The 16815-nt window shown below is 71.6% G+C and carries 21 protein-coding genes; 15 read left to right on the top strand and 6 right to left on the bottom strand.

Annotated features, from left to right (window positions below; all coding sequences use genetic code 11):
- Positions 1–76: 76 nt before the first annotated feature.
- Together fdxA and dapC are read left to right on the top strand one after the other, a co-directional pair.
- A complete protein-coding gene (fdxA, locus tag ACIBVP_RS33860) occupies positions 77–403 on the top strand; it encodes a ferredoxin (protein WP_396110511.1) in 327 nt (108 codons plus the stop codon).
- Positions 400–1485 (top strand): succinyldiaminopimelate transaminase, encoded by a 1086-nt coding sequence (gene dapC / locus ACIBVP_RS33855; protein ID WP_396110510.1) that lies wholly within the window; start codon positions 400–402, stop codon positions 1483–1485. Before fdxA ends, dapC begins: the two co-directional genes overlap by 4 nt.
- On the opposite strand, the gene ACIBVP_RS33850 is transcribed toward dapC, so the two are convergent.
- Together ACIBVP_RS33850 and dapD are read right to left on the bottom strand one after the other, a co-directional pair.
- Positions 1474–2277 carry a CHAD domain-containing protein gene (locus tag ACIBVP_RS33850; protein WP_396110509.1) on the bottom strand — a complete coding sequence of 268 codons (804 nt, stop codon included), beginning with the start codon at positions 2275–2277 and terminating at the stop codon, positions 1474–1476. The two genes, dapC and ACIBVP_RS33850, sit on opposite strands and share 12 nt — an antisense overlap.
- Positions 2278–2293: 16 nt before the next feature.
- A complete protein-coding gene (gene dapD / locus ACIBVP_RS33845; RefSeq protein ID WP_396110508.1) occupies positions 2294–3265 on the bottom strand; it encodes a 2,3,4,5-tetrahydropyridine-2,6-dicarboxylate N-succinyltransferase in 972 nt (323 codons plus the stop codon).
- Positions 3266–3308: 43 nt separating this feature from the next.
- Here dapD and dapE point away from each other — a divergent pair, with 43 nt between their 5' ends.
- The 8 genes from dapE to ACIBVP_RS33805 all read left to right on the top strand — a co-directional run bounded on the left by dapE (position 3309) and on the right by ACIBVP_RS33805 (position 8999).
- Positions 3309–4373, top strand: a complete 1065-nt coding sequence (dapE, locus tag ACIBVP_RS33840; RefSeq protein ID WP_396110506.1) for a succinyl-diaminopimelate desuccinylase — start codon at positions 3309–3311, stop codon at positions 4371–4373.
- 186 nt (positions 4374–4559) lie between these two features.
- Positions 4560–4877, top strand: a complete 318-nt coding sequence (locus tag ACIBVP_RS33835) for a DUF6235 family protein (RefSeq protein WP_396110505.1) — start codon at positions 4560–4562, stop codon at positions 4875–4877.
- Between the two features lie 27 nt (positions 4878–4904).
- Positions 4905–5432, top strand: a complete 528-nt coding sequence (locus tag ACIBVP_RS33830; protein ID WP_396110504.1) for an NADAR family protein — start codon at positions 4905–4907, stop codon at positions 5430–5432.
- A 10-nt stretch (positions 5433–5442) separates the two neighbouring features.
- Positions 5443–6213 (top strand): TIGR00730 family Rossman fold protein, encoded by a 771-nt coding sequence (locus ACIBVP_RS33825; RefSeq protein WP_396110503.1) that lies wholly within the window; start codon positions 5443–5445, stop codon positions 6211–6213.
- Between the two features lie 82 nt (positions 6214–6295).
- Positions 6296–7165 carry a dihydropteroate synthase gene (gene folP / locus ACIBVP_RS33820; RefSeq protein ID WP_396110502.1) on the top strand — a complete coding sequence of 290 codons (870 nt, stop codon included), beginning with the start codon at positions 6296–6298 and terminating at the stop codon, positions 7163–7165.
- Positions 7165–8085, top strand: coding sequence for a glucosyl-3-phosphoglycerate synthase (locus ACIBVP_RS33815; RefSeq protein WP_396110661.1), 921 nt, complete (start codon positions 7165–7167; stop codon positions 8083–8085). Before folP ends, ACIBVP_RS33815 begins: the two co-directional genes overlap by 1 nt.
- Positions 8086–8115: 30 nt before the next feature.
- Positions 8116–8427: a DivIVA domain-containing protein gene (locus ACIBVP_RS33810; RefSeq protein WP_396110501.1), complete on the top strand. Its 312-nt coding sequence runs from the start codon at positions 8116–8118 to the stop codon at positions 8425–8427.
- Complete coding sequence (locus ACIBVP_RS33805; protein WP_396110500.1) at positions 8424–8999, top strand: DNA-3-methyladenine glycosylase I; 576 nt, start codon at positions 8424–8426, stop codon at positions 8997–8999. The genes ACIBVP_RS33810 and ACIBVP_RS33805 overlap by 4 nt, the downstream gene beginning before the upstream one ends.
- Here ACIBVP_RS33805 and ACIBVP_RS33800 read toward each other — a convergent pair.
- Complete coding sequence (locus tag ACIBVP_RS33800; RefSeq protein WP_396110499.1) at positions 8988–9572, bottom strand: DUF4245 domain-containing protein; 585 nt, start codon at positions 9570–9572, stop codon at positions 8988–8990. The two genes, ACIBVP_RS33805 and ACIBVP_RS33800, sit on opposite strands and share 12 nt — an antisense overlap.
- A 115-nt stretch (positions 9573–9687) precedes the next feature.
- Here ACIBVP_RS33800 and glpX point away from each other — a divergent pair, with 115 nt between their 5' ends.
- The 4 genes from glpX (at position 9688) to ACIBVP_RS33780 (ending at position 12912) form a co-directional block, all read left to right on the top strand.
- Entirely contained in the window at positions 9688–10755 is a 1068-nt protein-coding gene (gene glpX / locus ACIBVP_RS33795) for a class II fructose-bisphosphatase (protein ID WP_396110498.1), read from the top strand.
- 138 nt (positions 10756–10893) lie between these two features.
- The gene (locus tag ACIBVP_RS33790; protein WP_396110497.1) at positions 10894–11661 is read left to right on the top strand and encodes a S1 family peptidase; all 768 of its coding nucleotides are present in this window, start codon (positions 10894–10896) and stop codon (positions 11659–11661) included.
- A 105-nt stretch (positions 11662–11766) separates the two neighbouring features.
- Complete coding sequence (locus ACIBVP_RS33785) at positions 11767–12345, top strand: L,D-transpeptidase (protein WP_396110496.1); 579 nt, start codon at positions 11767–11769, stop codon at positions 12343–12345.
- A gap of 69 nt (positions 12346–12414) precedes the next feature.
- Entirely contained in the window at positions 12415–12912 is a 498-nt protein-coding gene (locus ACIBVP_RS33780; RefSeq protein ID WP_396110495.1) for a L,D-transpeptidase, read from the top strand.
- Positions 12913–13041: 129 nt separating this feature from the next.
- Here ACIBVP_RS33780 and ACIBVP_RS33775 read toward each other — a convergent pair whose 3' ends face one another.
- Together ACIBVP_RS33775 and ACIBVP_RS33770 are read right to left on the bottom strand one after the other, a co-directional pair.
- Positions 13042–13437: a DUF2784 domain-containing protein gene (locus ACIBVP_RS33775; protein ID WP_396110494.1), complete on the bottom strand. Its 396-nt coding sequence runs from the start codon at positions 13435–13437 to the stop codon at positions 13042–13044.
- The gene (locus ACIBVP_RS33770) at positions 13438–14433 is read right to left on the bottom strand and encodes an NAD(P)/FAD-dependent oxidoreductase (protein WP_396110493.1); all 996 of its coding nucleotides are present in this window, start codon (positions 14431–14433) and stop codon (positions 13438–13440) included.
- Positions 14434–14522: 89 nt separating this feature from the next.
- On the opposite strand from ACIBVP_RS33770, the gene ACIBVP_RS33765 reads away from it, so the two are divergent.
- Entirely contained in the window at positions 14523–15917 is a 1395-nt protein-coding gene (locus tag ACIBVP_RS33765; protein WP_396110492.1) for a class II fumarate hydratase, read from the top strand.
- Here ACIBVP_RS33765 and ACIBVP_RS33760 read toward each other — a convergent pair.
- Positions 15869–16813 (bottom strand): DMT family transporter, encoded by a 945-nt coding sequence (locus ACIBVP_RS33760; RefSeq protein ID WP_396110491.1) that lies wholly within the window; start codon positions 16811–16813, stop codon positions 15869–15871. The genes ACIBVP_RS33765 and ACIBVP_RS33760 overlap by 49 nt on opposite strands.
- Positions 16814–16815 lie beyond the last annotated feature (2 nt).

Raw genomic sequence — 16815 nt, 5'->3', positions numbered from 1 at the left:
GCGCTGAGAGGGATACTAGCGGTGGCCGGTAACCTCGTGCCTTGCTGGACACGCTGGACATCAAACAGGAGAAGCAGTGACCTACGTGATCGCCGAGCCGTGCGTCGACCTGCTCGACAAGGCATGCATCGAGGAGTGCCCGGTCGACTGCATCTACGAGGGTGACCGGATGCTGTACATCCACCCCGACGAGTGCGTTGACTGCGGCGCCTGTGAGCCGGTGTGCCCCGTGGAGGCCATCTACTACGAGGACGACGTCCCCGACCAGTGGAAGGACTACACCAAGGCCAACGTCGACTTCTTCGACGAGCTCGGCTCCCCGGGCGGCGCGGCCAAGGTCGGCAAGACCTCGAACGACCCCCAGTGGATCAAGGACCTCCCCCCGGTCCAGCACGACGAGTGAAGGCTCGCCTACCCGACTTCCCCTGGGACACGCTGGCGGACGCCGGCGCGAAGGCCCGTGCGCACCCGGACGGCCTGGTGGACCTGTCGGTGGGCACCCCGGTCGACGCGGTGCCCACGGTCATCCAGGAGGCGCTGACCGGCGCCGCCTGGATCCCCGGCTACCCGACGACCCACGGCACCCCCGCGCTGCGCCAGGCCGCGGCCGACGCGCTCGCGCGGCGGTACGGGGTGCTGGTCGACCCGGTCGCCGTGCTGCCCACGATCGGCTCGAAGGAGCTGGTGGCGTGGCTGCCGACGCTGCTCGGCGTCGGCGCGGGCGACCTGGTGGTGCTCCCGTCGCTCGCCTACCCGACCTACGAGGTCGGCACGCGCCTCGCCGGTGCCGACGTGCTGCGCACGGACAGCACGGTCGCCGTCGGTCCGGCCACGCCGAAGCTCGTGTGGCTGAACTCCCCGTCGAACCCGACCGGCCGCGTGCTGCCGCCCGAACACCTGCGCAAGGTGGTGGACTGGGCCCGCGCACGGGGCACGGTCGTGGTGTCCGACGAGTGCTACCTGTCGCTGGGCTGGGAGACCGAGCCGGTGTCGGTGCTGCACGAGTCGGTCAGCGGCGGCTCCCACGACGGCGTGCTCGCGGTGCACTCGCTGTCGAAGTCGTCGAACCTGGCCGGGTACCGCGCCGGGTACGTCACCGGGGACCCCGCGCTGGTCGAGCGGCTGCTGGCGGTCCGCAAGCACGCGGGCATGATCGTCCCGCACCCGGTGCAGGCGGCGATGACCGCGGCGCTGGCCGACGACGAGCACGTGGCCACGCAGAAGGCCTGCTACGCCGCCCGGCGGGCGGTGCTGAAGCCCGCGCTGGAGGCCGCCGGGTTCACGATCGACCACTCCGAGGCCGGCCTGTACCTGTGGTCGACCCGCGGCGAGGACGCGTGGGTCACCGTCGACTGGCTGGCTGAACGCGGCATCCTGGCCGCCCCGGGCACGTTCTACGGGCCGACCGGCGACAGGCACGTCCGGATCGCGCTCACGGCGACCGACGAACGCGTCGAGGCGGCGGCGAAGCGGCTAACCGCGTAGCGCCCGCGCGCGACGGTCGACCTCGAGCCACGCGTCGTACCATTCCGCGCGCATCTGGAGTTGCTTGGCCCGTTCCCGCTCGACCAGCCGCCCGGCCACGAACGCCTCGTCCAGGTCACCCGGTGTCAGCGCCCGCACGCGTTCCTCGGCGACGCAGGCGTCGTGGAAATCGCCCAGCACGTCCTGGAACCGCTTCGTGGCCTTGACCAGCGACTTGACGTCCTTGCCGGTGGACATCTCCGCCACGTACCGCAGCTTCTTCCCGAAGATCCGCAGCTCGTGCAGCTGCTCGTCGGCCGGTTCGGTCCCGATCGCGGCCACCTCGGCGCGGAGCCGGTCGTGGGGCCTGCCGATCTCCGCGACCAGGTCCAGCCCGGCCGCGCCCTCGGACGGCGTCGCGGCGTCCAGGGACCCGACGAGCCGTGTGAACCGCTCGTCCCGCAACGCCTTGGACGCCCGCCGCAGTGCCTTCCCCCGCTCCGCGACGAGCCCGGCGAGCAGCCGGTCGACCGCGGCCAGTTCGTCGGGTGAGAACCCGGCCGTGTCGCCGCGGAAGCGCGCCAGCAGCACGTCGAGGTCGCGGAGCGGGCCGAGCTTGCGGAAGATCCACCGCAGCTCGGCCGTCAGCTCGTCGTACCCGCCGGACGTCTTCAGGGCCGCACGCGCACGCCGCACGGCGACGCGGAGCTGGTGCACCCCTTCCGGGTCGGTGTCGGCGAGCGCGACCTCGGCCTGGACGGTCAGCTCGCGTGCCTGTTCAGCCAACCTGGCCTGCAGCGTGTCAGCGGACATCCATCGATATTAGGTGTTAGTTCGCGTGCAACGCCGCGTTCAACTCGACGCCGGCTCCCGTTCGCGCGACGACCTCGACCGCACCGGTCGCGGAGTTGCGGCGGAACAGCAGGTTGTCCGCACCGGACAGCTCGAGCGCCTTCACGAGCTTGCCGTCGGGCAGCGTCACCTTCGTCCCGGCCGTGACGTACAGCCCGGCCTCGACGACGCAGTTGTCGCCCAGCGAGATGCCGATGCCCGCGTTCGCGCCGATGAGGCAGCCCTCGCCGAGCGAGATGGTCTCCTTGCCGCCGCCGGACAGCGTGCCCATGATCGACGCGCCACCGCCGACGTCGGAGCCGTCGCCGACCACGACGCCCGCCGAGATCCGGCCCTCCACCATGGACGCGCCCAGCGTGCCCGCGTTGTAGTTGACGAAGCCCTCGTGCATGACGGTCGTGCCGGTGGCGAGGTGCGCGCCGAGCCGCACCCGGTCGGCGTCGCCGATCCGCACGCCGGACGGGACCACGTAGTCGACCATCCTGGGGAACTTGTCGACCCCGTACACCGTGACCGCCCCCCGGGCGCGCAGGCGCAGGCGGGTGGCGGCGAAACCGTCGACGCGGCACGGCCCGTGGTTGGTCCACACGACGTTGGACAGCAGCCCGAAGATGCCGTCGAGGTTGCACCCGTGCGGCTGGACCAGGCGCGCCGACAGCAGGTGCAACCGCAGGTAGACGTCGTAGGCGTCGACGGGCGGCGTGGACAGGTCGGTGGTGCCGGTGCGCACCGCGACGACCTCGACGGCGCGGGCGTCGTCGGGTCCGAGCAGCGCCGACACCCCGGCGCCCAGCTCGTCGGCGGCCTGCTGCTCGGAGAGCCGCTGCGTGCCCGGCACGGCGTTGTCGTCCAGCTTGGGGTTCGGGAACCAGGTGTCGAGCACGGTGCCGTCGTCGGTGACCGTCGCGAGGCCGACGCCGAGCGCTCCGGTGGTGTCTGCACTAGTCACGGCAGCAACGGTAACCGGAAGGCCGGTCGGTAGCGTGTGCGGCGTGCCCGTTGAACTGGATCTTGCCGGTGACCCCGTCGAGCTGACCGCCGCGCTCGTGGACATTCCCAGCGTCTCCGGCGACGAGGCCCTGATCGCCGAGTCCGTCGAGGCCGCGTTGCGCGCCCAGGCCCCGCACCTGGAGGTGGCCAGGTCCGGCAACGCGGTGCTGGCCCGCACGTCGCTTCGCCGCGGTTCCCGGGTGGTCATGGCTGGCCACCTGGACACAGTGCCGGTGAACGACAACTTCCCGGTCCGCCGGACCTACGGCTACCTGCACGGCCTGGGCACCGTCGACATGAAGAGCGGCGACGCGGTCATGCTGCACCTGGCCGCCACGCTCGCCGACCCGCGTCACGACGTGACGTTCGTGTTCTACGACTGCGAGGAGGTCGAGGCCGAACGCAACGGCCTCGGCCGCATCGAACGTGAGCTGCCGGAGTGGCTGGCCGGCGACCTGGCGATCGTGTGCGAACCGTCGAACGCGGTGGTCGAGGCGGGCTGCCAGGGCACGATGCGGGCCGAGCTGCGCACGTCCGGCAAGCGGGCGCACACCGCGCGGGCGTGGATGGGCTCGAACGCGATCCACGCGCTGTCCGGCGCGCTGGCCACGCTGGCCGCCTACGAGCCGCGCGTGGTCGACATCGACGGGTGCACGTACCACGAAGGCCTGCAGGCCGTGCGCGTCGGCGGCGGGGTGAGCGGCAACGTCGTCCCGGACGAGGCCGTGCTGACGGTCAACCACCGCTTCGCCCCGGACCGGACACCCGCCGACGCGGAAGCCCACCTGCGCGAGGTCTTCGCGGGCTACGACCTGAGGGTGACGGACATGGCGGCGGGCGCGTTGCCCGGCCTGTCGGCCCCGGCCGCGGCGGAGCTGGTGACGGCCGCCGGTGGCGCCCCGGTCGCGAAGCTGGGGTGGACGGACGTGGCCCGCTTCGCCGCGCTGGGCATGCCCGCGGTGAACTTCGGCCCTGGCGACCCCGTGCTGTGCCACACCCACGAGGAGAACGTCCCGATGGCGCAGATCACCCGCTGCGTGGACGTGCTGAACCGCTTCCTGTCCTGAGCCCTGTCCTGAAGGGGTCCTTCCTCACCCTGAGGGTGACGAAGGACCCCTTCAGCACGTCGGCCGCGCCCTTCGCAGCGCCGCTTCTCCCCACGTGCGCACCCGTCACCACTCATTGACGGTGTTATATAACGGCGATATCTTATAAGTACGCCACCAAAGACCCCGCCAGGCAGGAGCCACGCCATGAAGAACCACAACGAGCCCGCGGCCACCCTCCCGCGGTGCCGGATGCAGTTCGGCTCGGACGTGCTCGCCGAGTGGAGCGAAGACGCCCGCCAGACGCACAAGAACGCCGTCCACGCGGCCCTCTTCTCGATGCTCGACCGCACCCTGTTCGCCACCCACCAGGTGATCGACGACCCGCGGCGCCCCAGCGAGTTCTTCGTGGCCGTCAAGGAGAACGTCGTGCTCAAGCTCCGCGCCAACGGCTTCGACTCGTTCGACCTCCTCTACGTCGGCGCCTGGGAGGGCGCCCCCGGTCTCGAATTCACTCGCGCCTGACCCACCGGCCGCGCCACCATGTCCGGCATGCGTTCCGTTGCCGACGTGGAGAAGGCCGTCGCCGCCGGCGAGCGGGTGGAGTTCGTGTTCTTCTGGGGCCCCGAGAACTGCCTCAGCCAGTGGCACCCGTCGTCGTTCACCGACGACGAGCACACCTTCGCCACCGCCGAGCACTACATGATGTGGCGCAAGGCGGTCCTGTTCGACGACCACGGCACCGCGGAGCGCGTCCTCGCCGCCGGCCACCCGAGGTCGGCCAGGGATCTGGGCCGCCAGGTCAGGAACTTCGACCAGGCCGCCTGGGAGGCCAACCGCTCCGAGATCGTCGTCGACGGCAACACGCTCAAGTTCGGCCGGCACGAGGAACTGGGGAAGTACCTGCTCGGCACCGGCGACCGCGTGCTCGTCGAGGCCAGCCCACTCGACCGGATCTGGGGCATCGGGCTCCGCGAGGACGACCCGCGCGCGTCCGACCCGGCGCGGTGGCGGGGCCTGAACCTGCTCGGGTTCGCGTTGGGTGCCGTTCGCGACAATCTCCGCGGCTGGAACGCCTAGACTCGCGCGCGTGACTATCCAGCAGGAGGACAACGAGCACCCGGCCGAGAAGCAGCGCGGACCGGTCGTGCTGCGCAGGTCGCGGCGGGACGAGTCGTCGACGACCGACCAGCGGCTGCTCGACTCCCGCGGCAAGGGCGACTGGGTGCACACCGACCCGTGGCGGGTCCTGCGCATCCAGGCCGAGTTCGTCGAGGGGTTCGGCGCGCTGGCCGAGGTGCCGCGCGCGGTGACGGTGTTCGGATCGGCGCGCACGCAGCGCGACCACCCGGAGTACAAGCTCGGCATGGAGATCGGCGCCGCGCTCGCCAAGGCGGGGTACGCGGCGATCACCGGCGGTGGCCCCGGTGCCATGGAGGCGGTCAACCGCGGCTGCTCCGAGGCGGGCGGGCTGTCGATCGGTCTCGGCATCGAGCTGCCGTTCGAGCAGGGCATCAACCCGTGGGTGGACCTCGGCGTCAACTTCCGGTATTTCTTCGCCCGCAAGACGATGTTCATCAAGTACTCGCAGGCGTTCATCTGCCTGCCGGGCGGGTTCGGCACGCTCGACGAGCTGTTCGAGGCGCTGACCTTGGTGCAGACCAAGAAGGTCACCAAGTTCCCGGTTGTCCTCTTCGGACGGTCCTACTGGGAGGGTCTGTACAACTGGCTGCGGGACAGCCTGCTCGCCGAGGGCAAGATCGGCGAGAAGGACCTCGCGCTGCTGCACCTCACCGACGACGTCGACGACGCCGTGCGGGTGGTCGAGGAGGCCTACCAGGCCTGGGAAGAGACGCACTGAGGGGTGTTTCCCGTAGGTCACCAATTGTGACCTCGGTGTATCGCGTCCGGATTTCCCCCGCGCACCATGGCACCCTTGCGAGGTGAGCACACTTCGCTTCGGCGGCCGTGAGGTCCCCCAGGACCGCGCACTGGTGATGGCGATCGTCAACCGCACCAGGGACTCCTTCTACGACCGGGGCGCCACCTTCGGCGACCGGGAGGCCCTGGCCGCGGTGGACCGCGTCGTCGCCGAGGGCGCGGACATCGTCGACGTCGGCGGCGTCCGTGCCGGTGCGCACGGCGAGCACGTGGGCACGGACGAGGAGATCCGCCGGGTCGTGCCGTTCCTCGAGCAGGTGCGGGACCGGTACCCGCACCTGGTCATCAGCGTGGACACCTGGCGGCACGAGGTCGGCCGCGCGGCCTGCGCGGCCGGCGCCGACCTGGTCAACGACACGTGGGCGGGTGCGGACCCCCTGCTCGCCGAGGCCGCGGCCGAGTACGGCGCGGGCATCGTCTGCTCCCACACCGGCGGCGTCGCGCCGCGCACCGACCCGCACCGGGTCCGGTACACCGACGTGGTCGCCGACGTCACCGAGGAGCTGGTCGCCCGCGCGGAGCGGATGGTGGCGCTCGGTGTGCCCCGCGAAGGGGTGCTGATCGACCCGACGCACGACTTCGGCAAGAACACCTGGCACGGCCTCGAGCTGCTGCGGCGGCTCGACGAGCTGGTGGGCACCGGCTGGCCGGTGCTGATGGCGTTGTCCAACAAGGACTTCATCGGGGAGACGCTCGGCGCGGCGGTGTCCGACCGAGTGGACGGCACGCTCGCCGCGACGTCCGTCGCGGCGATGGCCGGCGCGCGGGTGTTCCGCGCGCACGAGGTGTCCAGGACCAGGAAGGTGGTCGAGATGGTGGCGAGTATCAGGGGCACCCGCCCGCCGACCCGGTGCCTGCGGGCGCTGGCGTGATGCACGCCGACGCGCACGCGTGGTTCGCGGAGCGGACCTGGCAGAGTCCTTCGTGGACAGTGCCGGACCTGGTGGCCGCCAAGGGCTCCCGCACGGTCAGCGTGGTGTTGCCCGCGTTGAACGAGGAGGCGACCGTCGCCGACGTGATCGCCTCGGTCCGGCCGCTGCTGGGCTCGCTCGTGGACGAGCTGGTGGTGGTGGACTCGGGGTCGACGGACCGGACGGTCGAGGTGTCGCTCGCGGCGGGGGCGCGGGTCGTCCGCCGGACCGACGTCCTCCCCGAGCTGGAACCCGTGCCCGGCAAGGGCGAGGTGCTGTGGCGGTCGCTCGCGGCGACCACCGGTGACCTGCTGGTGTTCCTCGACTCGGACCTGGTCGACCCGGACCCGGAGTTCGTGCCGAGGCTGCTCGGCCCGATGCTGACCGAGCCGGACATCCACCTGGTCAAGGGCTTCTACCGGCGGCCGCTGACGTCCGAGGGCGCCTCCGGGGCGGGCGGTGGCCGGGTGACCGAGCTGATGGCGCGCCCGCTGCTGTCGACGCTGCGGCCCGAGCTGACCGGCGTGATCCAGCCGCTCGGCGGCGAGTACGCGGGCACGCGTGAGCTGCTGGAGGCGGTGCCGTTCGCGTCCGGCTACGGCGTGGAGATCGGGCTGCTGCTCGACGTGCACGCCATCGTGGGGCTGGACGGGATCGCGCAGGTGAACCTGGGGGTGCGCAGGCACCGCAACCAGCCGCTGCGCGCGCTGGGCCTGATGGCGCGGCAGATCCTGGGCACGGCACTGGCGCGCTGCGGGCTGCTGCCGTCGCACGCCGGCACGCTGACGCAGTTCGTGCAGGTGGCCGACGAGTGGCTGCCGGACACGTCCGGTGTGGTCGTCGCGGACCGGCCCCCGATGCGTGAGTTGCTCGTGCGCTGATTGTCGGTGGTGTATGACACCATCCCTCGCGTGACAACAGCACTGATCTACCTGGTCGTCATGATGCTCGTGGCGGCCGTGGTGTTCCTGCTGGCCTCGGTCGTCTTCGGGCGGGGTGAGGAGCTGCCCGCGCTGCCGCCGGGGGCCTCGCCCACCCGGCTGCCCTCGTCGGGGGTGACGGCCGAGGACGTGCGGGACGTCCGGTTCCAGCTCGTCGTCCGCGGCTACAAGATGTCCGAGGTCGACTGGGTCCTACGCCGCCTGTCCGTCGAGCTGGACGACTTACGGGCGGAGAACGCCGAGCTGCGTGAGCGCGCCGCGCGCGGCGGGGCGGGCGAGTGACGGCCGCGCTGCCAGGCGCGGACGGCGTGCGGCGCTGCCCGTGGGGAAACACCACCGAGGACTACGCCGCGTACCACGACGAGGAGTGGGGCGTCGAGCTGCACGGCGAGGCCGCGCTGTACGAGCGGCTGTCCCTGGAGGCGTTCCAGTCCGGGCTGTCGTGGCTGACGATCCTGCGCAAGCGGGAGGCGTTCCGGCGCGCGTTCGCGGGCTTCGAGCCCAAGAAGGTCGCCGAGTTCGGCCCCGAGGACGTCGAACGGCTGATGGACGACGCCGCGATCGTGCGCAACCGCGCCAAGATCGACGCGACGATCCGCAACGCCCAGGCCATCGCCGACCTGGACGTGCCCCTCGACGACCTCCTGTGGTCGTTCGCCCCGAAGGGCAGGCGGCGGCGGCCGAAGCTGCTCTCGGACGTCCCCGCGGTCACCGACGAGTCGAAGGCCATGGCGAAGGCGCTGAAGAAGCGCGGCTTCGCGTTCGTGGGCCCGACGACCGCCTACGCGCTGATGCAGGCGACCGGCATGGTCGACGACCACCTGAGCGGCTGCTGGCGGGCGTCAGCGCGGTAGCGGGGTCGCCTCCTGGGCGGCCTTCGCGAGCTGCCGGAACTCCGACTCGGGCGCGCTGCCGGTGACCAGCAGGACGACGTCGTCCAGCTCGGCCACCCAGGCGTCCTCGTCGCGTCGCCCGGGGTAGGTGGTCCAGGTGACGCCCTCGACGTCGACGGTCCCGGTCGGCTTCGGCGGCTCGGTGTGGCCCGCCTCCTTGGCCACCACCTCGGCCGCGTCCCCGCCGGACTGGCTGAGCTGCACGAACGCGCCCGCGGTCGTCACGAAACCGACCCGCACGACCACGCTCGCGGTGGCACCGGTGCCGACAGCGGTGGTCGACGTCGAGTTGGCCCGCCACCCCTTCGGCACCTCGGGCTCACGCACGGGGAACGCCGCCGACCTGGCCGCCCGCCGCAGCTCGCCCGAGGCGTCCGCGCTCGGCGCCGTGTTCGGGTCGACCGTGGGCCCGCCGGGGCTGAACTGGCAGCCGCCGTAGAAGGCCAGGATCGCGCCGATGATCACCAGGAGCACGACCACCGCACCGATCATGTCCCGCATCCGCAGGCTGCCGCGCTCAGGCTTGTCCGTCACCGGCCCATACTCGCAAACCGGCCGAGACGACCCTCACGCACGCTCACCGACCACGGCATCCCGAATTCTGGGAGGATCGGTGAGTCCGTGACGTGCGCGATTCCGGGAGGACGGCATGACCACCACGACCCAGCCCAGGAGCCAGGAACGCAGGCCGGAGGAGCCGGACCGCAACCTCGCGCTGGAGCTGGTCCGGGTCACGGAGGCGGCGGCCATGGCCGCGGGCCGGTGGGTCGGCCGCGGCGACAAGAACGGCGGCGACGGCGCGGCGGTCGACGCCATGCGCAAGCTCATCGGCACCGTGTCGATGCGCGGTGTCGTGGTCATCGGCGAGGGCGAGAAGGACCACGCGCCGATGCTCTACAACGGCGAGCACGTCGGCAACGGCGCGGGCCCCGAGTGCGACGTGGCGGTCGACCCGATCGACGGGACGACGCTGATGTCGAAGGGCATGCCGAACGCGATCGCGGTGCTCGCGGCCACCGAGCGGGGCGCGATGTTCGACCCGTCGGCCGTGTTCTACATGGAGAAGCTGGCGGTCGGTCCGGAGGCGGCCGACGTCATCGACATCACCGCGCCGGTCGACGAGAACATCCGGCGGGTCGCGAAGGCCAAGCACACCGACGTGTCCGACGTGACCGTGTGCATCCTCGACCGCGCCCGGCACGCCGACCTGGTCAGGGCGGTCCGCGAGGCAGGCGCCCGCATCCACTTCATCTCCGACGGCGACGTCGCGGGCGCCATCTCGGCCGCGCGCCCCAACACCGGTGTCGACATGCTGATGGGCATCGGCGGCACGCCGGAGGGCATCATCGCGGCGTGCGCGCTGAAGTGCATGGGCGGCGAGATCCAGGGCCGCCTGTGGCCGAAGGACGACGCCGAGCGCGACAAGGCGATCCAGGCCGGCCACGACCTGGACCGCGTGCTGCGCACCGACGACCTGGTGAGCGGCGACAACGCGTTCTTCTGCGCGACCGGCATCACCGACGGTGACCTGCTGCGCGGCGTGCACTACCGCAGCGGCGGCTGCACGACGCAGTCGATCGTGATGCGCTCGAAGTCCGGCACCGTGCGGATGATCGACGGCTTCCACCGCCTGGAGAAGCTCCGCCGATACTCCACAGTGGACTTCGACCGGCCGGCCGACGCCACGGCGGAGCACTCCATCCCGCCGCTGCCGTAGACTGTCCACTTCGGACCAACCCGACGATGGTAGGGAATTCCCGGCCGCCCTACTTTCGAGGGTGCCCGGCGTTCCCGCAGGTCATCTACCTTCCGCACAGTGCCCGACAACCGGGCACGGGCCGTGGGAGGAGAGAGAATGCGGGCACGTTCTCTGGTCGTGGGCCTTCTCGCCGGTGCGGCAACGGCGTTCGCCGGGGTGGGTTCGGCGGCGGCCGACGACCCCGGCGTGACGCCGATGATCGTGGGTGGCGGCGACGCGGACCAGACCTACTCGTTCATGGTTTCCCTGCAGGACGGCGGCAGCCACTTCTGCGGCGGTTCGCTGATCGGCGCCGACTGGGTGCTGACCGCGGCGCACTGCGTGCAGGGCACGTCGGCGGAGAGTGTGGGGCTGCGGATCGGCAGCAACGAGTACGCCTCGGGCGGCGAGGAGGCGCAGGCCGCCGAGATCATCGTCCACGAGGACTACGACGGGGTGTCGGCGGGCAACGACATCGCGCTGGTCAAGCTGGCCGCACCCGCCACGTCCGCGCCGGTCGCGCTGGCCGGGGACGCGCCGGTGGGCACCGCGTCCCGGCTGCTCGGCTGGGGCCAGACGTGCCCGGAGCCGGGTGGCTGCGGCGCGCCGGACTACCTGCAGCAGCTCGACGTCGCGGTGCTCGACGCGGGTGACTGCACCGGCATCGACGGCGCGCTCGAGCTGTGCACGAGCAACCCGGGCGGCAACGCGGGCGCCTGCTACGGCGACTCGGGTGGCCCGCAGATCGTGGGCGACGGCAGCGGCTGGCAGCTGATCGGCGTGACGAGCCGCAGCGGCAACAACGACTCGACGTGCGCGACCGGCCCGTCGATCTACACGGACGCGACGGCCTACGCGGACTGGATCGCACAGCACACCGGCTGACCGATTAGTTCGAAATGCCGCATTCACCGAGGTGGGTGCGGCATTTCGCTTGTCACGGTTGGATTACCACGACAACGCCCACCCGGTTCGTGGCGTCCTCACGACATGCGGACGAGACTACTGGCAGGTTTCGCGATCGCGGTCATCGGCTTCCTGTCGGCGTGCGCGAGCACCCCGACCGCCGCCCCGTCCCCCACCCAGCCCGCACCGACCACCACGACGTCGACGACGCCGACCACCGTGCCCGAGGTGCCGATGCCACCGCTGCCGAAGGTGGCGGCGGCGAACGAGACCATCGTGAAGGAAACGCCCCCACCGCCCCCACCGCCGGCCGGTGTCCCGTGCGGTGCCGGTGTGGACGCCTGTATCGACCTGTCCGCGAACAAGTCGTGGCTGCTCGACGACGGTGCCGTGAGCTACGGCCCGGTGCCGATCACCCACGGCAGGCCGGGCTGGGAGACCCCGCCGGGCACGTTCAACGTCGGGTGGAAGGACATCGACCACAAGTCGTCGGAGTTCGACGGCGCCCCGATGCCGTTCTCGGTGTTCTTCAACGGCGGGATCGCGTTCCACGAAGGCAGCCTGACCGACCTGTCGCACGGCTGCATCCACCTGTCCCCGGCGGCCGCCGAGACGTACTACAACGCACTGGCGGTGGGCGACACGGTGCAGGTCGTCGCGTAATCGCAACCTTTACCGCGAGTACGTCGTGGGTAACCAGTGGTGCCCCACGATCACCCGCGGAAGGTGGACATGAGACGCGGACTGGCCTGCCTCGCCCTACTGGCCACAACCCTGCTGTCGGCGTGCGCGACACAGGCGGCGACCGGCCCAACCCCCAGCCACACCCAACCTCCGGCCACGACCACCACGACGGTGGTGGCTCCACCGCCGCCGCCACCACCTCCGTGCGGCCGGGGCATCAGCGCGTGCGTGAGCCTGTCGGCGAGGCAGGCATGGCTGATGAACAACGGCAAGGTGCTGCTGGGCCCGGTCCGGATCACCCACGGCGGCACGACGAACCCGACCCCGACGGGCACCTGGCCGGTGGCGTGGAAGGACCAGGAACACACGAGCAGCATCTACGGCGACCCGATGCCGTACTCGGTGTTCTTCGCCCCCGGCGGCATCGCGTTCCACGAGGGCGAGCTGAACGAGGACTCCCACGGCTGCATCCGCCTGGAGATGGCCAACGCCCAGGAGTTCTTCACCACGCTGCACGTGGGAGCGCTGGTCCAAGTGGTGGCCTGACCCGCGCGGCCGGTGCGACCCCGGCTGGCCTCCGGCCCCCTCGAACCACGCTACCCGCGCCCACCGACAATTCCGTGCCGCCACAAGGAAGTTGTCCACAACCGTGCCGAGGTGTCCACAACCCGGCCGTCAACGCCCCGTCGCTGTCGGCCCCCGCCGGTACGCTGGCAACCGGGGGCCGGAGGCCGCCGCCCGCCGGCGGCGCCACACCACGATCGCGCCCACGTACCCCACGACCACCACCAGCGCCGCGAGCACCCGCGACGCCACCAGGTACTCGTCCGGGTACAGCACCCCGTCCAGGTACTCCGCGATGAACCCGTCCGGGTCGCCGTCCCGCCCGCGCAGCCGGTTCTCCAGCTCGGTCAACGGGCACACGAACCCGAGGAACACGTTCCCCAGGCCCCACACCAGGAACGGCACGTGCACGAGCAACGCGCGCGGCCACCGCCACGCGAGGAACGCACCCAGGACGATGTAGGCCAGCACCACGAAGTGCACGGCCATCACCGCCGTGGCGCCCACCTAACTCACGTCGCTCGAATGTCCAGGGAACAGGTGCGCGTCCGGGTTGAGCGCCACCGCGATGTTGTTCACCGCCGTCGCCGCCTCGCCGAAACCGGTCGCGATCAGCTTCACCTTGCCCGGGTACGCGGCGATGTCGCCCGCCGCGTAGATCCGGTCCCGTGCCGTCCTCATCGTGGTGTCCACCGCGACCGCGCGACGCGTGATCTCCAGACCCCACGACTCGATCGGCCCGAGGTCCGCGGTGAACCCGAGCGCCGCCACCACGGTCTGCGCGGGCAGCACCACCGGCGCGGGATCCGACGCGACCGCCAGCTCCACCTCTTTGAGGCCGCCGTCGTCGCCGCGCAGCTCGGTCACCTGCGCGTCGGTGATGATCGGCACGCCCAGCTCCCGCACCTGCCGCACCGTCGCCGCGAACGCACGGAACTTGTTGCGCCGGTGGACGATCGTCACCGACTTGGCGATCGGGTGCAGCGACAGCGCCCAGTCGAACGCCGAGTCACCGCCGCCGACGACCACCACGTCCTGGTCCCGGTGCTCCTCCAGCGCGGGCACGAAGTGCACCATGCCGCGCCCGAGCCACCCGTCACCGGCGGGCAGCGGCCGCGGCGAGAACTCGCCCATGCCCGCGGTGATGAGGATCGCGCCGACCCGCAGCTCGGCGCCGTCGTCGAGCCCGACGAGGTAGCCGCCGTCGTCGAGCTCGGTCACCGTGCGCGCCTTGCGCCCCAGCAGGTACGTCGGCTTGAACTGGTCCGCCTGCTCCACGAGCGCGGACACCAGGTCGCGCCCGATGATCGACGGGAAGCCCGCGACGTCGAAGATCTTCTTCTCCGGGTACATGGCGGTCACCTGCCCGCCCGCCTCCGGCAGCGCGTCGACGATCGCGGTGGACAGTTCGCGGAAGCCCGCGTAGTAGGCCGCGTACAGCCCGGTCGGACCCGCTCCGACGATCAGCAGGTCAACCTCGGACGGGGTCTCTACGGAACTCATGCGCACCTACCCGGCGTGGTGGGAGAACGTGTCCGGCAACACCACAAGCTACCCGGGCGCGCGCCCAGTTGGGCGATCAAACTGGTTACATGACCGAGAATCAGTTCAGGATCGAGCACGACACGATGGGCGAGGTCAAGGTGCCCGCCGCGGCACTCTGGCGGGCCCAGACCCAGCGCGCCGTCGAGAACTTCCCCATCTCGGGCCGCGGCCTAGAGCGCACGCAGATCCGTGCGCTCGGCCTGCTGAAGGGCGCCGCCGCACGCGTGAACGAGCGCCTCGGCGTGCTGGACGCCGACGTCGCGCAGGCCATCGCCGCCGCGTCGGACGAGGTCGCGGAGGGCAAACACGACGACCACTTCCCGATCGACGTGTTCCAGACCGGCTCGGGCACGTCGTCGAACATGAACGCCAACGAGGTGATCGCGACCCTCGCCACCCGCGCCCTCGGCCGGGACGTGCACCCGAACGACCACGTCAACGCGTCGCAGTCGTCGAACGACACGTTCCCGACGACCATCCACGTCGCCGCGACCGAGGCCGTCGTCCGCGACGTCATCCCCGCGCTGACCCACCTCGCCGAGGTAGTCGAGGGCCGCGCCGCCGAGTGGGCCGACCTGGTGAAGTCGGGGCGTACCCACCTCATGGACGCCGTCCCGGTGACGCTCGGCCAGGAGGCCGGGGCGTGGGCCGCGCAGGTCCGCTACGGCGTCGAACGCCTCACGGACACGCTGCCCAGGCTCGGTGAGCTGCCGATCGGCGGCACCGCCGTCGGCAGCGGCCTGAACGCCCCCGAGGGCTTCGGCGCCGCGGTCGCCGAGGAGCTGGCACGGCTGACCAACCTGCCGCTCACCGAGGCCAGGGACCACTTCGAGGCGCAGGCCTCCCAGGACAGCGTCGTCGAGGCGTCCGGGCAGCTCAGGGCCGTCGCCGTGGCACTGTTCAAGATCGCCAACGACGTCCGCTGGCTCGGTTCCGGCCCGCGCACCGGCCTCGGCGAGCTGGCGCTGCCGGACCTGCAGCCGGGCAGCTCGATCATGCCGGGCAAGGTGAATCCGGTGATCTCCGAGGCCACGATGATGGCGGTCGCCCAGGTGATCGGCAACGACGCCGCGGTCGCGTTCGCGGGCTCGCAGGGCAACTTCCAGCTCAACGTGATGCTTCCGGTCATCGCGCGGAACGTGCTCGAGTCGGCGCGTCTGCTGTCCGCGGTCGCCCGGCTACTGGCGGACAAGGTGTTCGCCGGCGTCGAGGCCAACGCGGACCGCATGCGTGAGCTGGCCGAGTCGTCCCCGTCGATCGTCACCCCGCTCAACCGCTACCTCGGCTACGAGGAGGCGGCCGCCATCGCGAAGCAGTCGCTCAAGGAGCGCAAGACCATCCGCGAGGTCGTGCTGGAACGCGGCCACGTCGAGAACGGCAAGCTCACCGAGGCTCAGCTCGACGAGGCACTCGACGTGCTGCGCATGGCCCGCGGCGGCTGACCGGTTCCGCGCGCGCCCTGCCGCGGGCGCGCGAGTCCGAGTGCGCAGCCGGCGGCGACGAGCGCCGCGCCGCCGGCCGCGACCAGCGTCAGCGGCTGGCGCCCCAGCACCACGGCGGCCACGAGCCCGGCGACCGGCATCAGCCCGACCAGCACACCCACGCGATCCGCGCCGAGCACCGACACGCCCGTGTACCAGAACCCGAACGCGACGGCCGTCACCAGCGACCCGAGCACGACGATCGCCGCCAGCTCGGTCCCGCTCGGCGTCGGCCACGCACCCGTGCCGTCCAGGAACGTGGCCAGCACGGCTCCGCCGACCGCGGCGAGCACGCACGACCACATCGACGCGGCCAGCGCACCCAGCCGCGCCACGACACCGACACCACCGAGCGTGAACGCCACCTCGCAGGCCATCACCAGCACCGCGAGCACCAGCCCCGGCCCGTGCCACGACCCACCGCCGCTGAGCACGACCACGCCGAACCCCACGACCACGGCTCCCGCCACCGCGAACGGTGCCGGCCGCCTGCCCCGCAACGCGGGTGCCGCCACCGCGAGCACCAGCGGCGACGCGCCGAGCATGGCCGCGATGAACCCGGGCGTCGCGTACCGCTGCCCCACCAGGATCAGCGCGTTGAACCCGAGCATGCCGAACCCGACCATCACGCCGAGCCCGACGAGGTCCCGCGCGGACGGCACCGGCACGCGCCGTCCGGTCACGAGGAGCCAGCCGAGCAGCAGCACGGCACCGATCGCGTAGCGAACGGCCTGGGCCGACAACACGGGGTAGCCGTCAAGCAGCCCGGTCACGGGCACCGCGGCCCCGACCAGCACCGACGCGACTGAGGCGAGTCCGATGGCACGTCCGGCCCGGGGAGTGGTCTCACGTTGCACGA

It is taken from the genome of Actinophytocola sp. NPDC049390 (assembly GCF_044466355.1).
Taxonomy (GTDB): domain Bacteria; phylum Actinomycetota; class Actinomycetes; order Mycobacteriales; family Pseudonocardiaceae; genus Actinophytocola.
The sequence above is the reverse complement of the archived record's forward strand: the minus strand, read 5'-3'. Positions and strand labels throughout refer to the sequence as shown.

Excerpts from the sequence above, each read along its gene's own strand:
- ACIBVP_RS33850 (WP_396110509.1), bottom strand. The coding sequence starts at position 2,277 with ATGTCCGCTGACACGCTGCAGGCCAGGTTGGCTGAACAGGCACGCGAG.
- ACIBVP_RS33835 (WP_396110505.1), top strand. The coding sequence starts at position 4,560 with ATGAAGAACCACAACGAGCCCGCGGCCACCCTCCCGCGGTGCCGGATG.
- ACIBVP_RS33830 (WP_396110504.1), top strand. The coding sequence starts at position 4,905 with ATGCGTTCCGTTGCCGACGTGGAGAAGGCCGTCGCCGCCGGCGAGCGG.
- ACIBVP_RS33815 (WP_396110661.1), top strand. The coding sequence starts at position 7,165 with ATGCACGCCGACGCGCACGCGTGGTTCGCGGAGCGGACCTGGCAGAGT.
- glpX (WP_396110498.1), top strand. The coding sequence starts at position 9,688 with ATGACCACCACGACCCAGCCCAGGAGCCAGGAACGCAGGCCGGAGGAG.
- ACIBVP_RS33790 (WP_396110497.1), top strand. The coding sequence starts at position 10,894 with ATGCGGGCACGTTCTCTGGTCGTGGGCCTTCTCGCCGGTGCGGCAACG.
- ACIBVP_RS33785 (WP_396110496.1), top strand. The coding sequence starts at position 11,767 with ATGCGGACGAGACTACTGGCAGGTTTCGCGATCGCGGTCATCGGCTTC.
- ACIBVP_RS33780 (WP_396110495.1), top strand. The coding sequence starts at position 12,415 with ATGAGACGCGGACTGGCCTGCCTCGCCCTACTGGCCACAACCCTGCTG.
- ACIBVP_RS33770 (WP_396110493.1), bottom strand. The coding sequence starts at position 14,433 with ATGAGTTCCGTAGAGACCCCGTCCGAGGTTGACCTGCTGATCGTCGGA.
- ACIBVP_RS33765 (WP_396110492.1), top strand. The coding sequence starts at position 14,523 with ATGACCGAGAATCAGTTCAGGATCGAGCACGACACGATGGGCGAGGTC.